The sequence below is a fragment of the Pseudomonas sp. GL_091 genome, from assembly GCF_057837725.1.
The window spans coordinates 6,053,659-6,072,131 of record NZ_CM174451.1; the positions used below are offsets into that span (position 1 = coordinate 6,053,659).

The window sequence follows — 18,473 nt, forward strand, 5'->3', positions numbered from 1 at the left end:
TCAAAAATAGTATTGCAGAAATGGGGGTATCCATAGATGTGGGAGCGAGCTTGCTCGCGATGAGGCCAGCCCAGGCACTACAAACTTCGGACATAAAAAAAGGCCACCCGAAGGCAGCCCTTAAAAAACTAGAGAGATTTTTTGCTTACACCGCCGCAACCGGGCGCATGTAAGAGATCGGTGCAGTGCTGGCGTCTTCGAACGTCACGACTTCCCAGGCATCTGTCTGCTCAATCAACTTGCGCAGCAGCTGGTTGTTCAGCGCGTGGCCGGACTTGAAGCCCTTGAACTCACCAATCAGGCTATTGCCCAGCAGGTAGAGGTCACCAATTGCATCGAGAATCTTGTGCTTCACGAATTCGTCTTCATAACGAAGGCCGTCTTCGTTCAGTACGCCATCGGCGTCGACCACAATAGCGTTTTCAACGCTGCCGCCGAGTGCGAGGTTGTGCTTGCGCAGGTACTCGATGTCACTCATGAAACCGAAAGTACGGGCGCGGCTGACTTCTTTTACGAACGAAGTGCTGGAAAAATCCACGCTTGCACTTTGGGTGCGGTCCCGGAAAACCGGGTGATCGAAATCGATCTCGAAGCTCACCTTGAACCCTTCGAAAGGGACGAAAGTGGCGCGCTTGTCGCCGTCTTCCACTGTCACTTCACGCAGGATGCGGATGAATTTCTTGGCGGCGTCCTGTTCTTCCAGGCCAGCCGATTGAATCAGGAATACGAAGGGTCCAGCGCTGCCATCCATGATCGGGACTTCGGACGCGGAGAGCTCGACGTAGGCGTTATCGATGCCCAGGCCAGCCATGGCCGAGAGCAAGTGCTCTACCGTGTCCACTTTGACGTCGCCATTTACCAGCGTGGTCGACATAGTGGTTTCACCGACGTTTTCCGCGCGGGCAGGAATCTGCACCACAGGGTCGAGGTCAGCGCGACAAAACACAATGCCAGTGTCGACAGGCGCAGGCTTGAGGGTCAGGTAGACCTTCTCACCGGAGTGCAGGCCTACACCTGTGGCACGGATAATATTTTTCAGTGTGCGTTGTTTAATCATGGCTTGGGCCGCTTCAGCGCAAATTGCGAACTGGTATCAACAAAGGCTGGCGATGATAGCAGACCGAGCCTTTGCTGAACACCAATCACCTTCATAGCCCTGATACATTCCATCAATCGGCCTGACGACGCAGGAAAGCCGGGATGTCCAGGTAGTCCAGGTCATCTTGTGGATTCATCTTCGCGGCAGTCGCAGCACCGGCCTGGGCCTGGTTGCGCATGACGGTCGGACGGTCCAGGTCACGGTAGTTCACCGCTGGAGCTTCCTGACGAACAGGGGCCTGTTGTTGTGGCTGTGCAGACATCGAAGTGTGAACAGTGTTGTCGATGATCTTCACAGGCTTCTCGATTTTAGCGCCCAGACCTGTGGCAACGACAGTCACGTGCAGCTCGTCGCGCATGTCCGGATCGATAACGGTACCGACCTTGACCATCGCGTGCTCGGAAGCGAAGGCTTCGATGATGCTACCCACGTCGGAGTACTCACCCAGGGACAGGTCAGGACCGGCAGTGATGTTCACCAGGATGCCGCGTGCGCCTTGCAGGTTCACGTCTTCGAGCAGCGGGTTGCGGATGGCCGCTTCGGTCGCTTCGCGTGCACGGTTCGGACCGCTGGCGCAGCCAGTGCCCATCATCGCCATGCCCATTTCGCTCATCACGGTACGCACGTCGGCGAAGTCGACGTTGATCATGCCCGGACGCTTGATGATGTCGGAGATACCGCGAACGGCACCGGCCAGTACATCGTCAGCCTTGGCGAAAGCCGACAGCAGGCTTGCGTCTTTACCGAGGATGGTCAGCAGCTTCTCGTTGGGAATGGTGATCAACGAGTCGACGCTTTCAGACAGCAGACGGATGCCTTCATCGGCGATCTGCATGCGTTTGCGACCTTCGAACGGGAACGGACGAGTCACGACCGCAACGGTCAGGATCCCCATTTCCTTGGCCACTTCGGCGATGATCGGCGCAGCACCGGTACCGGTACCGCCGCCCATGCCAGTGGTGATGAACACCATGTTGGTGCCCTGCAGGACTTCGGCAATGCGCTCACGGTCTTCCAGAGCGGCTTGACGGCCGACTTCAGGGTTGGCGCCAGCGCCCAGGCCCTTGGTCACACCGGTACCCAGTTGCAGGATGGTCCGCGCGCCGATGGATTTCAGCGCCTGGGCATCAGTGTTGGCGCAGATGAACTCAACGCCTTCAATGTTGCTCTTGACCATGTGGTTGACAGCGTTGCCGCCGCCACCGCCGACACCGATAACTTTGATTACCGGGCTTGCGGGGATGTTGTCTACGAGTTCGAACATTTTCCCTCTCCTTACATTCTCTAGTTTTTTCGCCTACTGCGTGCTTCGGTGAAACGGTATTACGGTAAAACTTTAGAAATTGCCCTGGACCCACTTCTTCAGTCGGTCCAGCAACGGAGCCTGTGGCTCTTCGTTGCTGTAGCTGTCGCGGCTGCCGATGCCCGAGAACGAGATGCCGTCGGACTGCTTCTGCAGGCCGTACATCAACAGGCCGACGCCGGTGGAATAGATCGGGTTGCGCACCACGTCATCCAGACCTTTCACGCCGTGAGGCACGCCCAGGCGGACCGGCATGTGGAAGATTTCCTCGGCCAGTTCAGTGGCGCCTTCCATCTTCGCGGTACCGCCGGTCAACACGATGCCGGCCGGGATCAGGTCTTCGTAGCCGCTGCGGCGCAGTTCGGCCTGGATCAGCGTGAACAGTTCGTCGTAGCGCGGCTCGACCACTTCGGCCAGGGCCTGGCGGGACAGTTCGCGCGGCGGACGGTCGCCGACGCTTGGCACCTTGATGGTTTCACCGGCACCGGCCAGTTTGGCCAGGGCGCAGGCGTAGCGGATCTTGATTTCTTCGGCGTACTGGGTCGGAGTGCGCAACGCCATGGCGATGTCGTTGGTCACCTGGTCACCGGCAATCGGGATCACTGCGGTGTGACGGATCGCGCCTTCGGTGAAGATCGCGATGTCAGTGGTGCCGCCGCCGATGTCCACCAGGCACACGCCCAGCTCTTTCTCGTCATCGGTCAGTACCGAGTACGCGGAAGCCAGTTGCTCGAGAATGATGTCGTCGATTTCCAGACCGCAGCGGCGCACGCATTTTTCAATGTTCTGTGCAGCGTTGACGGCGCAGGTGACCACGTGGACCTTGGCTTCCAGACGCACGCCGGACATGCCCAGCGGCTCGCGGACGCCTTCCTGGTTATCGATCACGTAATCCTGCGGCAGAGTGTGCAGCACACGCTGGTCAGCCGGGATCGCCACGGCCTGGGCAGCGTCGAGCACACGCTCAAGGTCCGCCGAGCTGACTTCGCGATCACGAATCGCCACGATGCCGTGGGAATTCAGGCTGCGGATGTGATTGCCGGCCACGCCGACGAACGCCGAGTGAATGCGGCAACCGGCCATCAGCTGCGCTTCTTCGATGGCGCGCTGGATCGATTGCACGGTGGATTCAATGTTCACCACCACGCCTTTTTTCAGGCCACGGGACGGATGGGTACCGATCCCGACGATTTCCAGCGTGCCGTCGTCCGCGACCTCGCCCACCAGCGCCACCACCTTGGAGGTGCCGATATCGAGACCGACGATCATTTTGCCGCTTTGCACGTTTGCCATGGGTCCTGCCTCTTCTTAATTCTTCGCGACAGCGGGTTGGGCTGCCGTGGGCGCTACAGGTTCCCGCCAGCCAACAGCGAGGCCGTTGGCGTAGCGCAGATCGATGCGCGCAATGTTCGTAATCTGTTCTTTGAGCGTCTTGTCATAGATGGCGATGAAACGGCGCATCTTTTCCACCTGGTTGCCGCGTCCCAGCAGCAGTTCAATCCCGGGACCCGCGCTGCCGGGGCCGGTGGTCAGGAACCAGCTGCCGCGATCACGCAGTTCCAGGCGTGCAATCGAGAAGCCCAGCGGCCTGAGCATCTGGCTCAGCACCTGGTATTGCTGCATCACTTGCTGTTGAGCCCGCTGTGGGCCAAACAGCTGAGGCAAGTGTTCGTAGTTCGCCAGCTCGCGCGGGGTGAAGGCCTGACCCTGGTTGTTCAACAGCGACTCGTCGCCCCAACGGGCCACCGGTAGTTGTTCTTCCAGGCGGATCACCACTTGATCCGGCCACACCCGGCGCACTTCGGCGTGGGCAATCCATGGCATCGTTTCCAGCTCGGTGCGCATGCTCGCCAGGTCGATGGTGAAGAAGCTCGACGCCACGTACGGGGCGATCCGCTGCTGCACCGCTTGCTGGCTGATGTAACTCAAGTCGCCCTGCACGTTGATCTTGGTGATCGGCCGGTCGGCATACGGCAACAGCCGTGTCGCGCCTTCGTAAGTACCGAACCCCAAAGCCACCAGCAGCACCGGCCAGAACAATGCTTTGAGAAAACCGAAGTTGGCTTTCGGCAGGCGCGCGGACATCGGCTCTTTGGCCACCATTCGGCTGGCACCCCGCGGTACCGGCTTGCGGCCGGTCGGTGCGGTGGGCTGATGTCTGAGCTGAGCGCCTTGCATGGCCTTAACCTCTCGTCGACTCTTGGTTACCGGCAGCATTGCCGGCAACGCTCTGGGCCAGAATGGCCAGAACCAGTTGCTGGAAATCCAGACCGGCAGCACGGGCCGCCATCGGCACCAGGCTGTGATCGGTCATGCCCGGTGCGGTGTTGACTTCCAGGAACCAGAACTGCCCGTCGGCGTCCTGCATCACGTCTGCCCTGCCCCAACCGGCGATACCCAGCGCTTCACAGGCTTTCGCCGTGAGGTCCATGAGTTCCTGTTCCTTGGCGCTGTCCAGACCGCACGGAATGCGGTACTGGGTATCGTTGGCGATGTACTTGGCGTCGTAGTCGTAGAAGCTGTGCGTCGTGCCCAGGGCAATCGGTGGCAACACCTGGTCACGCAGGGTGGCGATGGTGAACTCCGGACCGTGAATCCATTGCTCGACCAGCACTTGCGAATCGTAGGTACTGGCCGCTTTCCATGCGTCGATCAATTCGGACGCGGAACTCACTTTGGCCATACCGATACTTGAACCTTCATGGGCCGGTTTGACGATCAAAGGGAAGCCCAGTTCCGTCGCCGCCGAAATACAATCGGCTTCGCTGCCGAGTACCGCGTGACGTGGCGTCGGAATGCCCAGGCTGTGCCAGACCTGCTTGGTGCGCAGTTTGTCCATGGCCAGGGCCGAAGCCAGGATGCCGCTGCCGGTGTACGGAATGCCCAGGCATTCGAGCAGGCCCTGCATGCTGCCGTCTTCACCGCCACGGCCGTGGAGGATGATGAAGGCGCGGTCGATTTTTTCGTTGAGCAGACGCTGCAGCAGGTCATCGCCCACGTCGAGGCCGAACGCGTCTACACCGGCGCTTTGCAGTGCGTCGAGAACAGCGTTGCCCGACTTCAGGGACACTTCACGCTCGGCACTCTTGCCGCCGAACAGCACGGCGACGCGGCCGAAGTCTTTCGGCGCAATCGCGGAGACCAGGTTGGCGTAGGCAGCAGTCATTTCAACTTCCCCTTCTCCGGCGCGGCAACGGCACCGGCGAACAACTCGCTTTTCAACAGTTTTGGTGCGAGACCGCCAATATCACCGGCGCCCTGGCACAGCAGGATGTCGCCGGCGCGCAGCAGCGGCTTGACCACTGGCGCGAGGTCGACACCACGCTCGATGTAGATCGGGTCAAGCTGGCCACGCTGACGGATGCTGTTGCACAGCTTGCGGCTGTCGGCACCCGGAATCGGCTCTTCGCCGGCCGGATAGACTTCCATCAGCAGCAGTACGTTGGCGTCGGCCAGCACATTGACGAAATCGTCGTACAGGTCACGGGTGCGGCTGTAACGGTGCGGCTGGTAGACCATCACCAGGCGGCGCTCCGGCCAGCCGCCGCGTACGGCCTTGATCACGGCCGCGACTTCCGTCGGGTGGTGACCATAGTCATCGACCAGCATCACATTGCCGCCGTCCACCGGCAGTTCGCCGTAGACCTGGAAGCGTCGGCCGACACCCTGGAACCCGGACAAGCCCTGGACGATGGCTTCATCGCTGACGCCTTCGTCGGTGGCGATGCAGATGGTCGCCAGTGCGTTCAATACGTTGTGGTTGCCCGGCATGTTCACCGAAACATCCAGCGGCTCACGGTCAGGGCGCAGCACGGTGAAGAAGGTCTGCATGCCTTGCTGGCGCACGTTGATGGCGCGCACGTCGCAGTCTTCGCCGAAGCCATAGGTGACCGTCGGGCGTTTGACCTGCGGGAGGATTTCACGCACCACCGGATCGTCCAGGCACACAACCGCCAGACCATAGAACGGCAGGTTGTGGAGGAATTCGACGAAGGTTTTCTTCAGCTTGTTGAAGTCACCGTCGTAGGTCGCCATGTGATCGGCGTCGATGTTGGTAACCACGGCCACCAGCGGCTGCAAATGCAGGAAGCTGGCGTCGCTTTCGTCGGCTTCGGCGATCAGGTAACGGCTGGTGCCAAGCTGGGCATTGGTGCCCGCGGCATTCAGGCGTCCACCAATGACGAATGTCGGGTCCAGGCCACCGGCGGCGAACACCGAAGCGATCAGGCTGGTGGTCGTGGTTTTGCCGTGGGTACCGGCAACGGCGATACCGTGGCGATAACGCATCAGCTCAGCCAGCATCTCTGCGCGCGGCACCACCGGAATACGGCGTTCCAGTGCAGTTGCGACTTCCGGGTTGGACGTGTTCACGGCACTCGACACCACCAGCACGTCAGCAGCGGCGGCGTTCTCGGCGCGGTGGCCGATGAAGATCTGCGCCCCGAAGGACTCCAGACGCTCGGTCACCGGCGAAGCCTTCAGGTCGGAACCAGACACTTCATAGCCCAGGTTCAACAACACTTCAGCAATCCCGCACATGCCCACACCGCCGATACCGACGAAGTGGATGCGGCGGATGCGGCGCATTTCCGGTTGCGGCATGGCTTTCTGATTCTCAACCATGGGCCACCTCCAGGCAGCTATCGACCACGTTACGGGTGGCATCGGGTTTGGCCAGGCGGCGTGCCGCGGTAGCCATTTCGTTGAGTCGTTGTGGTTGCATCAGGACCTCTGTCAGGCGAGCGGCAAGATCCGCTGCGCCAGTCGTTCTTTGTGGCATCAGGAAGGCTGCGCCTTCACGGGCCAAATATTCGGCGTTGCGGGTCTGGTGATCGTCGATGGCATGGGGCAAAGGCACCAGCATCGAGGGCAGACCGGCGGCGGCCAGTTCACTGATGGTCAGCGCGCCTGCGCGGCACACCACCAGGTCGGCCCAGCTGTAGGCTTGGGCCATGTCTTTGATGAAGGGCTGCACCTGCGCCTCGACGCCAGCCGCGCGATAGCGCTCTGCAGTCACTTCATCGTGGTTTTTGCCGGCCTGATGGAACACTTCCGGACGCAAATCGGCAGCGACTTGCGACAGGGCTTCAGGCAGCAGCTTGTTCAACGGTTCTGCGCCCAGGCTTCCGCCCAGGATCAGCAAACGCGCCTTGCGACCGGCCAGGGCAGGTCGCGATGTCTCGAGGAACAGCTCGGTGCGCACCGGATTACCGGTGGTCCGGCGGCTGCCCGACAGGGTAAAGGTGTCGGGGAACGCTTCACAGACTCGGGCGGCCAACGGCACCAGCAACCGATTGGCGGTACCGGCCACGGCGTTCTGTTCGTGAACGATCACCGGCACGCCGGCCAGTTTGGCCGCGACACCGCCAGGGCCGGTCACAAAACCACCAAAACCCACGACACAGACCGGTTGCAGACGGCGAATGATCGCCCGCGCCTGCCAGACCGACTTGAACAACATGAACGGTGCCTTGAGCAGGGACAATTTGCCCTTGCCGCGCAGACCGCTGGCGTTGATCCGATGCAGTTCGATACCGGCCGCCGGCACCAGATCGTTCTCGATCCCACGCGGGGTGCCGAGCCAGTGCACGGTATAGCCGCGCGCCTGGAATTCGCGGGCACAGGCCAGCGCCGGAAACACGTGGCCACCGGTGCCGCCAGCCATGATCATGACGTTAGCGCCCATGGTTCGGCTCCTCGGCGAAGTCGCTCTCATGGAACTCCATCTCTTCACTGCCCAGGTGGGTTCGACTTTCCCACTCGATGCGCAGCAACAAGCCGAGACAGGCGCAGCAAATGACCAACGAACTACCCCCATAACTGAGGAACGGCAGGGTCAGCCCCTTGGTTGGCAGCAGACCGACGTTCACGCCAATGTTGATCAGGAATTGACCGATCCACAGAAAGGACAAACCGTAGGCGACATAAGCGGCGAAAAACTGCTTGGCCTTCTCGGCCCACAAACCGATGTACATGCCACGAATACACACGAAGACGAACAGTGCCACGGTGCACAACGAACCCACCGCACCCAGCTCTTCGGCCAGAACCGAGAACACGAAGTCAGTGTGAGCTTCCGGCAGGTAGAACTGCTTTTGCACGCTGTTGCCCAGGCCGACGCCCAGCCATTCGCCGCGACCGAAAGCGATCAACGCCTGGGACAGCTGATAGCCAGCACCGAACTGGTCGGCCCATGGGTCGGCAAAGTTGGTCAGACGCGCCATTCGATACGGCTGCATTTGAATCAACAACACCACCGCGCCGACAGCCAGGACCACCATCAGGGAAAAACGGAACAGCCCGACGCCGCCCAGGAACAGCATCGCCGCCGCAGCGCCCATCATCACGACGGTGGCACCGAAGTCCGGCTCCATCAGCAGCAGGCCCGCCATCGGCAGCAGCACGATGAACGGCTTGAAGAAGCCCATCCAGCTTTCACGCACTTCTTTCTGGCGACGCACCAGATAACCGGCGAGGTAGATCACCACGAACACCTTGGCGATCTCGGAAGGCTGGACGTTGAAGAAACTGAAGCCGATCCAGCGCATCGAGCCGTTAACCTCACGGCCGATCCCCGGAATGATCACCATCACCAGCAAGCCGAACGCACCCAGCAGCATCAGCCAGCCCAGGCGTTGCCAGGTGGCAATCGGAATCATCATGGTGACGATGCAGGCACCCAGGCCCAGCACCACGTAAATGAGGTGGCGAATCATGTAATACAGGGCGCTGCCCGACTGCACGGCCGCCACTTCGGTCGATGCCGAGGCAATCATGATCAGCCCCAGGCCAAGCAGCGTCAGGCAACCGGCGAGCATCGGGAAGTCGAGGTCGATACCGCGCCCGGTGATGATCGGCGAAGGGTATGGCTTGATGATGTCTCTCAGGCTCATGCCAGATCCTCCACGGCTTGGACGAACTGGTGACCACGATCTTCGTAGTTCTTGAACATGTCGAAACTGGCGCAGGCTGGCGACAGCAGCACCACGTCGCCCGGCTGGGCTGCGGCGCGGCATTGCTCGACCGCTTCGACCAGGGAGCCGGCACGAATCAGCGGTACGGCATCGCCGATGGCCTCGCCGATCTTGTCGGAGTCGCGACCCATCAGGACCACGGCGCGGCAGTTGGCCGCCACCGGATCGCGCAGGTCCTTGAACTCCGCACCCTTGCCATCGCCACCGGCGATCAGCACGACTTTGCCGTCGATGTCTGCGCCCAAACCTTCGATGGCCGCCAGTGCAGCACCGACGTTGGTGGCCTTGGAATCGTTGTAGTAGCCCACGCCGTCGAGGTCGCGGACCCATTGGCAACGATGCTCGAGACCGGCGAAGGTGCGCAGGCTCGACAGCATGGCATCGAACGGCAGCCCGACCGCATGCCCTAGGGCCAGTGCTGCCAGGGCGTTGGACTGGTTGTGGGCGCCACGAATCTTCAATTCGCGCACTGACATCAGATTCTGGAATTCGAAGGCCAGGTATTTCTCGCCGTCTTCTTCACGGATACCAAACGCCTTGAAATCGGGTTTGCTCAGGCCGAAGGTCCAGCATGGCTGCCCTTCGCCCATCAACGGACGACTCAGGGCATCCTGACGATTGACCACGAACTGTCTGGCACCGCGGAAGATCCGGTGCTTGGCCAGGTGATAGGCCGGCAGACCGCTGTAACGGTCCATATGGTCTTCGCTGACGTTGAGCACGGTCGCCACTTCGGCGTTGAGCTGATCGGTGGTTTCCAGCTGGAAACTCGACAACTCCATCACGTACAGCTCGACGTCGTCGCGCAGCAGATCCAGCGCCGGCGTACCGAGGTTGCCGCCGACGGCAACTCGCTTGCCGGATGCAGCCGCCATCTCACCGACCAGCGTGGTCACGGTACTTTTCGCGTTGGAACCGCTGATGGCCACGATCGGCGCCTTCGCGTTACGCGCGAATAGCTCGATGTCGCCGGACAACTTCACGCCACGGGCGGCGGCGGCCTGCAGGGCCGGGGTCGCCAGCGCCAGGCCGGGGCTCACGTAGAGCTCGTCGGCACGGCACAGGAATTCGACGTCCAGCTCGCCACAACGCACTTCCACGTGCGGATAGTCACGCTTGAGCGTGGCCAGTTCCGGTGGATTTTCCCGCGTATCGGCCACGGCAAACGCCACGCCCCGGTTCGCCAGGAAGCGAACCAGGGACATGCCACTCTTGCCGAGGCCGACAACGATGCGGAAGTGGTCAGAAGCGATCAGAGACACGAGTTTCTACCTCAGCTTCAGGGTGGCAAGGCCGACCAGCACGAGAATCACGGTGATGATCCAGAAACGGACGATCACGCGCGGCTCGGGCCAGCCCTTGAGTTCAAAGTGGTGATGAATCGGTGCCATGCGGAATACGCGGCGACCGGTCAGTTTAAAAGAGGCGACCTGAATGACGACTGACAGGGTTTCCATCACGAACACGCCGCCCATGATGAACAGGACGATTTCCTGACGGACGATCACCGCGATGGTGCCCAGGGCCGCGCCCAGCGCCAGTGCGCCGACGTCACCCATGAAGACTTGTGCCGGATAGGTGTTGAACCAGAGGAAGCCCAGGCCGGCACCGATCAACGCGCCGCAGAACACGATCAATTCGCCCGCGCCCGGCACGTAAGGAATCAGCAGGTATTCGGCGAACTTCACGTTACCCGACAGGTAGCAGAAAATGCCCAGGCCACCGCCGACCATCACGGTCGGCATGATCGCCAGGCCGTCGAGGCCGTCGGTCAGGTTGACCGCGTTGCTCGAACCGACGATCACAAAGTAGGTCAGGATGATGAAACCGGCGCCCAGAGGAATGCTGTAGTCCTTGAGCATCGGCAGGATCAGCGTGGTTTCCACCGGCGTGGCGGCGGTCACATACAGAAAGATCGCTGCGCCCAAGCCGAATACCGACTGCCAGAAATACTTCCAGCGACTTGGCAGGCCGCGGGAGTTTTTCTCGATGACCTTACGGTAGTCGTCGACCCAGCCGATGGCGCCGAACAGCAGGGTCACCAACAGTACGACCCAGACGTAACGGTTGGTCAGGTCAGCCCAAAGCAGGGTACTGACGCCGATGGACGACAGAATCAGCGCGCCACCCATGGTCGGTGTACCCGACTTGGACAGGTGCGACTGCGGGCCGTCGTTGCGAACGGATTGGCCGATCTGACGGTTCTGCAACGTGCGGATCATCCATGGGCCATAGCACAGCGACAGGACCAGCGCGGTCAGTACACCGAGAATCCCGCGCAGGGTCAGGTACTGGAAGACCGCGAAGCCTTTGTAGAACTGTTGCAGATACTCCGCTAGCAGCAGCAGCATTAATGTTTCTCCAGACTGGACCCGCACAAGGCGGCGACGACGTTTTCCATCGCAGCGCTGCGCGACCCCTTGATCAAAATGGTGGTGTTTGTGTCTTGCTCGGCGCCCAGGGCCTTGATCAGCTCAGCCTGCGTGCTGAAGTGAAAAGCCTGTGGACCGAATGCTTTCACGGCGTGAGCCATCATTGGCCCGACGGCGTACAGCGCAGAAACCTTGCCACGGGCGTACTCGCCCACGTCGCGGTGCCCTTGCTCCGCCCATTCGCCCAACTCGCCGATATCCCCGAGCACCAGGACGGTGCGGCCGGAAAAGCCGGCCAGTATATCAACGGCAGCGCACATTGAGGTGGGATTGGCGTTGTAAGTGTCATCGATCACGCGCATGCCATTGCTGGCCAATTGCGCAACGGTGCGACCCTTGACCGGTTGCACCGCGCCAAGGCCGGCGGCGATACCGAACAGCGACACACCCAGGGCATGGGCGGCAGCGGCGGCGGCCATGGCATTGGCGACGTTATGGGTGCCGAGCAGGTTCAGTTGAACGCGCTCCGAGCCTTCAGGGCTGTGCAGGTTGAACGCCGGGCAGCCGCGAGCATCGGTGGCCAGGTCACTGGCGTAGAAATTGGCGCTGGAGTTGCTCAACGCAAACGTCAGCACTTTGCGGTCACCGGCGCGCGCCTTCCAGATACCGAATGCCTTGTCGTCGAGATTGAGAACGGCGACGCCATCGGCATCCAGCCCTTCAATGATCTCGCCCTTGGCTTCGACGATTTTGTCCGGACCGCCGAACTCACCGACGTGGGCGGTCCCGGCGTTATTGAGAATGGCCACGTGTGGCTTGGTCAGGCCGACGGTGTAGGCAATTTCACCCAGGCGTGAAGCGCCCAGTTCGATCACGGCAGCAGTGTGTTCCAGCGCCAGTTCGAGCAAGGTCAGCGGCACGCCGAGGTCGTTGTTCAGGTTGCCACGGGTCGCCAGCACTGCACCGCGCGTACGCAGGATGCTCGCAAGCATCTCCTTGACCGTGGTCTTGCCGCTGGAACCGGTGACGGCTGCGACCGGATGGGTGTAGGCGGCGCGATTCAGCGCGCCCAACTGGCCCAGGGCCTGCCGAGTGTCGCTGACCAGTAACTGCGGCAGCGTGCTGTCGGCGACTTCACGCTCGACCAGCGCAGCCACGGCGCCCTTGGCGGCGACTTCATTCAGATAATCATGACCATCGAAGCGCGGACCGGCCAACGCGATAAACAGTTGACCGGGCTTGATTGCGCGGCTGTCGATGCTGACACCATCGAAACTGGCATCGGCAGACACCAGGCGAGCATTCAGCGCGCCGGTGAGTTCACTCAGTTTCAAGGCCTTAAGCATGGGCCACCTCCCACGCGATCAAGGCATGATCGGCCTCGACCAGATCGGAAAAGGCATGACGCTCACCGTTGATTTCCTGATAGTCCTCGTGACCTTTACCGGCCAGGACAATCACGTCATCCACCGAGGCACTGGCGATCAGCCGGGCAATCGCCTGACCACGACCGGCAACGAACTCCACTTTATCCGCAGCCGTGAAACCGGCGCGGATGTCATCGAAAATCACCGATGGATCTTCAGTGCGCGGATTGTCATCGGTCACCAGTACGCCATCGGCCAGGCGCTCGACCACTTCGGCCATCAACGGACGCTTGCCGCGATCGCGGTCGCCACCACAGCCAAACAGGCACAGCAACCGACCCTTGGCGTGTGGACGCAGGGCCAGCAGTACTTTTTCCAGGGCATCCGGGGTGTGGGCATAATCGACCACCACCAGCGGCTGCGAGCCACCGCCCAGGCGCTGCATGCGACCAGCAGGGCCTTCGAGCTGCGGCAGCACCTTGAGGATTTCATCCAGGGCGTAATCCAGACCGAGCAACGCACCGACTGCCGCCAGGACATTGCTCAAGTTGAAGCGACCGAGCAAGGTGCTGCGCAAGAGGTGCTCGCCCTGTGGCGTGACCAGCGTGGCGCGCACGCCTTCGTCGTCGAATTGCGCCTGGCGGCAATACAGGTAGGCGCTGGAATCTTCCAGGCTGTAGGTGATCAACCGCGACTCGCACTTGTCGGCGGCCAGTTGCCGACCAAACTCGTCGTCGAGGTTGACCACTCGGCATTTCAAATCATTCCAGGCAAACAGCCTGGACTTGGCTTCGCCGTAAGCCTGCATGGTGCCGTGGTAATCCAGGTGATCGCGGGACAGGTTGGTCATCACTGCCACATCGAAGGCCAATGCGGTCACGCGGCCCTGGTCCAGGCCATGGGAAGAAACTTCCATGGCGACGGCTTTGGCCCCGGCCTTCTTCAGGTCCGCCAGGGTCGCTTGCACGGCAATCGGATTCGGCGTGGTGTGCAGGCCGCTTTCCAGCGCACCGTAGAAACCGGAACCGAGCGTGCCGACCAGGCCGCAGTGCTGGCCGAGCAGGTCCAGTGCCTGGGCGACCAATTGCGTCACGCTGGTCTTGCCGTTGGTGCCGGTTACGCCCACCAGGTTCAGGTGATGGCTCGGTTCGCCATAAAAACGCCCGGCGATGTCCGACAGTTGAGCCGCCAGGCCTTTGACCGGAATCAGCGGCACTTCAGTGATCGGCAGGATCGTGGCGCCTTCTACTTCATAGGCCACCGCAGCAGCACCGCGCTGCAAGGCGTCGGCAATATGCGCGCGCCCATCGAATTTCCCGCCCGGCACGGCGAGGAACAGATCACCCGCGCGCACATTGCGGCTGTCCAGGGCGAGTTCGCGAATCAGCAGATCGTGGCCGGCGTGAGGGAAAATCTTGTTCAGGCTCAGAGACATCAGCCGCGCCCTCCATTGGCTTTCAGCGGAACGACCGGTGTTGCGTTCGCTTGTTGAGTAGGTGGCAGGTTGTCCGGGGTAATGTTCATCAGGCGCAGGGTGCCCGACATCACACGGCTGAACACCGGCGCGGAAACCAGGCCGCCGAAGTAACCGGCCTTGGTCGGCTCGTCGATTACCACCACGATGGCGTAACGCGGATCGCTCATCGGGCCGAAGCCGGCGAACAGCGAGCGGTAGGAGTTCTCCGCGTAACCCTTGGTGCCGACCGAGGTTTTACGCGCAGTACCCGACTTGCCGCCCACGTGATACGCCGGCACCTGCGCACGGAATACACCGCGCGGGGCTTCGATCACTTGTTGCAGCATGCCTTGCATGGTTTTCGCGACCGCCTCCGGCAGCACCTGGGTGGTTTGCGGCGGCTTGTCGGTCTTGATCAGGGTCAGCGGTGCGAGGCGACCGTTGTTGGCCAGGGCCGAGAAGGCGTGGACCAACTGGATCGCGGTCACGGAGATGCCGTAGCCGTAGGACAGCGTGGCGGTTTCTGCCTTGCGCCATTCACGGTAGTTCGGCAGGTTGCCGACGCGTTCGCCAGGGAAGCCCAGGCCGGTGTCCTGGCCGAGGCCGACTTTCTGCGCCAGACGGAAAATGGTTTCGCCGCCGATATCGAACGCGACCTTGCTCATGCCGACGTTACTGGAGTTGATCAGGATGCCGGTCAGGTCGAGCACCGGACCTTCGGTCTTGGAAACGTCCTTGATGGTGTACTTGCCAATCTGCAAGGAGCCCGGATACACCTCGACGGTGTCGCTCGGTTTCCAGCGGCCGGTTTCGATGGCGGCGCTCATCGAGATCGCCTTCATGGTCGAACCCGGCTCGAATACGTCGATCATCGCGCGGTTACGCATCATCGCCGGCTGCAGGTTGCGACGGTTGTTCGGGTTATAGGTCGGCTGGTTGACCATTGCGAGAATCTCGCCGGTCTTCACGTCCATGATCACCAGGCTGCCGGCCTTGGCGCCGTTCTCGATGATCGCGTTGCGCAATTCGCGGTTGGCCAGGTATTGCAGGCGCAGGTCAATGGACAACGCCAAGGGCTTACCGGCCTTGGCGTTTTTGGTGACCTGGACATCCTTGATCAGCCGGCCGCGCCGGTCCTTGATCACCTGACGCTTGCCAGGGACCCCGGCCAGCCATTCGTCGTAGGCCAGTTCGACGCCTTCACGACCGTGATCGTCGATGTCGGTAAACCCAACCATATGAGCAGTGACTTCGCCGGCAGGATAAAACCGCCGAAACTCTTCGATGCCATAGACACCCGGCACCTTCAGGTCGAGCACGGCCTGACCCTGCTCAGGCGTCAGCCCGCGCACCAGGTAAATGAATTCTTTGTTGGCCTGGGCTTCAAGACGCTCGGTCAGGGCTTTGGGATCTTGTCCCAGCGCTGCGGCCAGTGCTGGCCACTTGTCTTTTTCCAGCTGCATTTCCTTGGCGTTGGCCCACAGCGTGGTCACCGGGGTACTGACGGCCAAAGGCTCGCCGTTACGGTCGGTGATCAGACCACGGTGAGCCGGAATCGGAATATGACGAACGCTGCGCGCATCGCCCTGACCTTTAAGGAAGGCACGATCGACCACTTGCAGGTCAATGATGCGCCAGGCAATCGCGGCCACCATGACGCCAAGCAAACCAAGCACCACGCGGAACCGCCAAGGAAAGAGTGCACCTTCGAGTTTCATCATGGCGCCACCATCTTCACGTCAGCGGCACCGGGGATGTGCATTTTCAATTGTTCAGTGGCAAGCACTTCGATACGGCTGTGAGCGGTCCAGGTGCTCTGCTCCAGAATCAACCGGCCCCACTCGGCTTGCGCCTTGTCGCGCACGCTCAATTCGTTGTACAGCGTGTTCAGCAACTGGCGATTCCAGTGGGCGCTGTAAGACACGCCGATGGCCGACACGAGCACGCCGACAAACAACAGCAGCATGAAGAAGCTTCCGCCGGGCAATGGCTTGGCGAAAAGCTTGCTCACCGCAGCTTCTCCGCCACACGCATGACAGCACTACGGGAACGTGGGTTGGCTTTGAGTTCGGCGTCGGAGGCCGTCTGCGCTTTGCCATGAACTTTGATTTTCGGTTCGAAGGCGACATGCCGAACCGGCAGGTTGCGCGGCAGGTTGTCGGCTTCGCCTTTCACCAGCTTGCGCATGAACAGCTTGACGATACGGTCTTCCAGCGAATGGAAGCTGATCACCACCAGGCGACCGCCCACTTCCAGGCATTCCAGCGCGGCTTCAAGGCCGGTTTCCAGATCACCCAGTTCGTTGTTGACGTGAATACGCAATCCCTGGAACGCGCGGGTTGCAGGGTTTTTGCCCTTTTCCCACGCAGGGTTGGCGACCTTCAGGACTTCTGCCAGGTCACCGGTGCGCTCGAATGGCTTGATGTCGCGGCGCTCGGCCACGGCACGGGCCATGCGGCCGGAGAAACGCTCTTCGCCGTATTCCTTGAACACCCGGGCGATTTCTTCCACAGGCGCGGCGTTGACGAATTCGGCGGCGCTGATGCCACGGGACGGATCCATGCGCATGTCCAGCGGACCGTCGTTGAGGAAGCTGAAGCCGCGCTCAGGATCGTCGAGCTGCGGCGAAGATACGCCCAGATCCAGCAGAACGCCGCTGACCTTGCCGTTCATCCCGCGTTCGGCGACTTCCGAACCGAGCTCGGCAAAGCTGCGCTGCACAACGACAAAGCGGCCGTCTTCGGCCGCTAGCGTTTGCCCGGTGGCAATCGCTTGTGGATCTTTATCGAATCCGAGCAACCGACCATCGGGACCGAGCTGGCTGAGGATCAACCGGCTGTGTCCGCCGCGCCCGAACGTGCCGTCCAGATAGCAGCCATCAGGACGTACGGCGAGAGCCTCGACGGCTTCGTCAAGCAGTACGGTGATGTGGTTAAAGCCGCTATCAATAGTCACAGGATCAAATCACGCAGTTCATCAGGCATCGCGCCCGGTTGTTGAATGGCAGCCAGGTCAGCGGCAGAAACCGCGTTCCAGGCATCCTCGTCCCACAATTGGAACTTGTTCAGTTGGCCTACCAACATCGCGCGCTTATCCAACTTGGCATATTCACGAAGACGCGGCGGAACCAGAAAACGACCACTGCCATCGAGCTCGAGGTCGACGGCATTACCAATCAGTAAACGTTGCAGGCGGCGGTTCTCTTCGCGAAGCGAAGGCAGTGCGCGCAGTTTGGTTTCAATAATTTCCCACTCATCGAGGGGGTAAACACACAAACAAGGATCAACGGCATCAATTGTCACGATCAATTGACCGGAGCTGCGCGAATCGAGCTCGTCACGGTACCGGCTCGGCATTGCGAGACGGCCCTTTGCATCGAGACTGATAGCGTTGGCTCCGCGAAACACGTCAGCGCTTCTCCAAATTCTAGCGTTTTGAGTTCAAAAAACCCACTTCATGCCACTTTCCGCCACTTACGCACACTATAGGAATGCGCCCACCACACCGTCAAGGCGCGGATTAAAGGAAAACCCTTACAGAACTGAGATTTAGGAGCATTAAAGGAGGAGCAACGAGGAACCGGCAGATGAAACTGCGCAATAACTTGAATCAGCACAGGGGGCTGCGTTCGGAAGTTAAAGTAATTTATTAAGAGTAAGATTTTTTTGGTATTACAAAAGTGGTTCTGCGGACGATTGTGTAAGGAGGGAAACCGGTGCTGCGTGGAGTTTATGCGATCACTACAAGCGCGGGCTAATCGATATCACAAAACCGCTTCTGCTGACGACCGTGTAACGAAGAAAACCGGTGCTGCGTGGAGTTTATGCGATCACTACAAGCGCGGGTTAATCGATATCACAAACCGCTTCTCCCGACGCTTGTACACGGAGGGAGATTGCTAC

The 18,473-nt window shown here is 60.8% G+C and carries 16 protein-coding genes; all 16 read right to left on the minus strand.

Annotated features, from left to right (window positions below; all coding sequences use genetic code 11):
* Nucleotides 1-145: 145 nt before the first annotated feature.
* Nucleotides 146-1,057 (minus strand): UDP-3-O-acyl-N-acetylglucosamine deacetylase, encoded by a 912-nt coding sequence (lpxC, locus tag AC3ITY_RS27490; RefSeq protein ID WP_007939852.1) that lies wholly within the window; start codon nt 1,055-1,057, stop codon nt 146-148.
* A 112-nt stretch (nt 1,058-1,169) separates the two neighbouring features.
* The gene (ftsZ, locus tag AC3ITY_RS27495) at nt 1,170-2,363 is read right to left on the minus strand and encodes a cell division protein FtsZ (RefSeq protein WP_150727950.1); all 1,194 of its coding nucleotides are present in this window, start codon (nt 2,361-2,363) and stop codon (nt 1,170-1,172) included.
* Between the two features lie 72 nt (nt 2,364-2,435).
* Nucleotides 2,436-3,695 carry a cell division protein FtsA gene (gene ftsA, locus AC3ITY_RS27500; RefSeq protein ID WP_007972611.1) on the minus strand — a complete coding sequence of 420 codons (1,260 nt, stop codon included), beginning with the start codon at nt 3,693-3,695 and terminating at the stop codon, nt 2,436-2,438.
* Nucleotides 3,696-3,710: 15 nt separating this feature from the next.
* Complete coding sequence (locus AC3ITY_RS27505; protein WP_008045915.1) at nt 3,711-4,580, minus strand: cell division protein FtsQ/DivIB; 870 nt, start codon at nt 4,578-4,580, stop codon at nt 3,711-3,713.
* 4 nt (nt 4,581-4,584) lie between these two features.
* On the minus strand, nt 4,585-5,568 hold the full coding sequence (locus tag AC3ITY_RS27510; RefSeq protein WP_489306121.1) for a D-alanine--D-alanine ligase: 984 nt from the start codon (nt 5,566-5,568) through the stop codon (nt 4,585-4,587).
* Nucleotides 5,565-7,025 carry a UDP-N-acetylmuramate--L-alanine ligase gene (gene murC, locus AC3ITY_RS27515; protein ID WP_150727953.1) on the minus strand — a complete coding sequence of 487 codons (1,461 nt, stop codon included), beginning with the start codon at nt 7,023-7,025 and terminating at the stop codon, nt 5,565-5,567. The genes AC3ITY_RS27510 and murC overlap by 4 nt, the downstream gene beginning before the upstream one ends.
* A complete protein-coding gene (gene murG, locus AC3ITY_RS27520) occupies nt 7,018-8,088 on the minus strand; it encodes an undecaprenyldiphospho-muramoylpentapeptide beta-N-acetylglucosaminyltransferase (protein WP_489306122.1) in 1,071 nt (356 codons plus the stop codon). Before murG ends, murC begins: the two co-directional genes overlap by 8 nt.
* A complete protein-coding gene (gene ftsW / locus AC3ITY_RS27525) occupies nt 8,078-9,295 on the minus strand; it encodes a putative lipid II flippase FtsW (protein WP_477753055.1) in 1,218 nt (405 codons plus the stop codon). Before ftsW ends, murG begins: the two co-directional genes overlap by 11 nt.
* Nucleotides 9,292-10,638: a UDP-N-acetylmuramoyl-L-alanine--D-glutamate ligase gene (gene murD, locus AC3ITY_RS27530; protein WP_489306123.1), complete on the minus strand. Its 1,347-nt coding sequence runs from the start codon at nt 10,636-10,638 to the stop codon at nt 9,292-9,294. Before murD ends, ftsW begins: the two co-directional genes overlap by 4 nt.
* Nucleotides 10,639-10,644: 6 nt before the next feature.
* A complete protein-coding gene (gene mraY, locus AC3ITY_RS27535; protein ID WP_489306124.1) occupies nt 10,645-11,727 on the minus strand; it encodes a phospho-N-acetylmuramoyl-pentapeptide-transferase in 1,083 nt (360 codons plus the stop codon).
* Complete coding sequence (locus AC3ITY_RS27540; protein WP_489306125.1) at nt 11,727-13,094, minus strand: UDP-N-acetylmuramoyl-tripeptide--D-alanyl-D-alanine ligase; 1,368 nt, start codon at nt 13,092-13,094, stop codon at nt 11,727-11,729. Before AC3ITY_RS27540 ends, mraY begins: the two co-directional genes overlap by 1 nt.
* Nucleotides 13,087-14,550 carry a UDP-N-acetylmuramoyl-L-alanyl-D-glutamate--2,6-diaminopimelate ligase gene (locus AC3ITY_RS27545; RefSeq protein ID WP_489306126.1) on the minus strand — a complete coding sequence of 488 codons (1,464 nt, stop codon included), beginning with the start codon at nt 14,548-14,550 and terminating at the stop codon, nt 13,087-13,089. Before AC3ITY_RS27545 ends, AC3ITY_RS27540 begins: the two co-directional genes overlap by 8 nt.
* Nucleotides 14,550-16,289 (minus strand): peptidoglycan D,D-transpeptidase FtsI family protein, encoded by a 1,740-nt coding sequence (locus AC3ITY_RS27550; RefSeq protein ID WP_489311025.1) that lies wholly within the window; start codon nt 16,287-16,289, stop codon nt 14,550-14,552. The genes AC3ITY_RS27545 and AC3ITY_RS27550 overlap by 1 nt, the downstream gene beginning before the upstream one ends.
* Nucleotides 16,289-16,582, minus strand: coding sequence for a cell division protein FtsL (ftsL, locus tag AC3ITY_RS27555; RefSeq protein ID WP_223458993.1), 294 nt, complete (start codon nt 16,580-16,582; stop codon nt 16,289-16,291). Before ftsL ends, AC3ITY_RS27550 begins: the two co-directional genes overlap by 1 nt.
* The gene (gene rsmH, locus AC3ITY_RS27560) at nt 16,579-17,526 is read right to left on the minus strand and encodes a 16S rRNA (cytosine(1402)-N(4))-methyltransferase RsmH (protein WP_489306128.1); all 948 of its coding nucleotides are present in this window, start codon (nt 17,524-17,526) and stop codon (nt 16,579-16,581) included. The genes ftsL and rsmH overlap by 4 nt, the downstream gene beginning before the upstream one ends.
* Nucleotides 17,523-17,978 carry a division/cell wall cluster transcriptional repressor MraZ gene (gene mraZ, locus AC3ITY_RS27565; protein WP_007917012.1) on the minus strand — a complete coding sequence of 152 codons (456 nt, stop codon included), beginning with the start codon at nt 17,976-17,978 and terminating at the stop codon, nt 17,523-17,525. Before mraZ ends, rsmH begins: the two co-directional genes overlap by 4 nt.
* Nucleotides 17,979-18,473 lie beyond the last annotated feature (495 nt).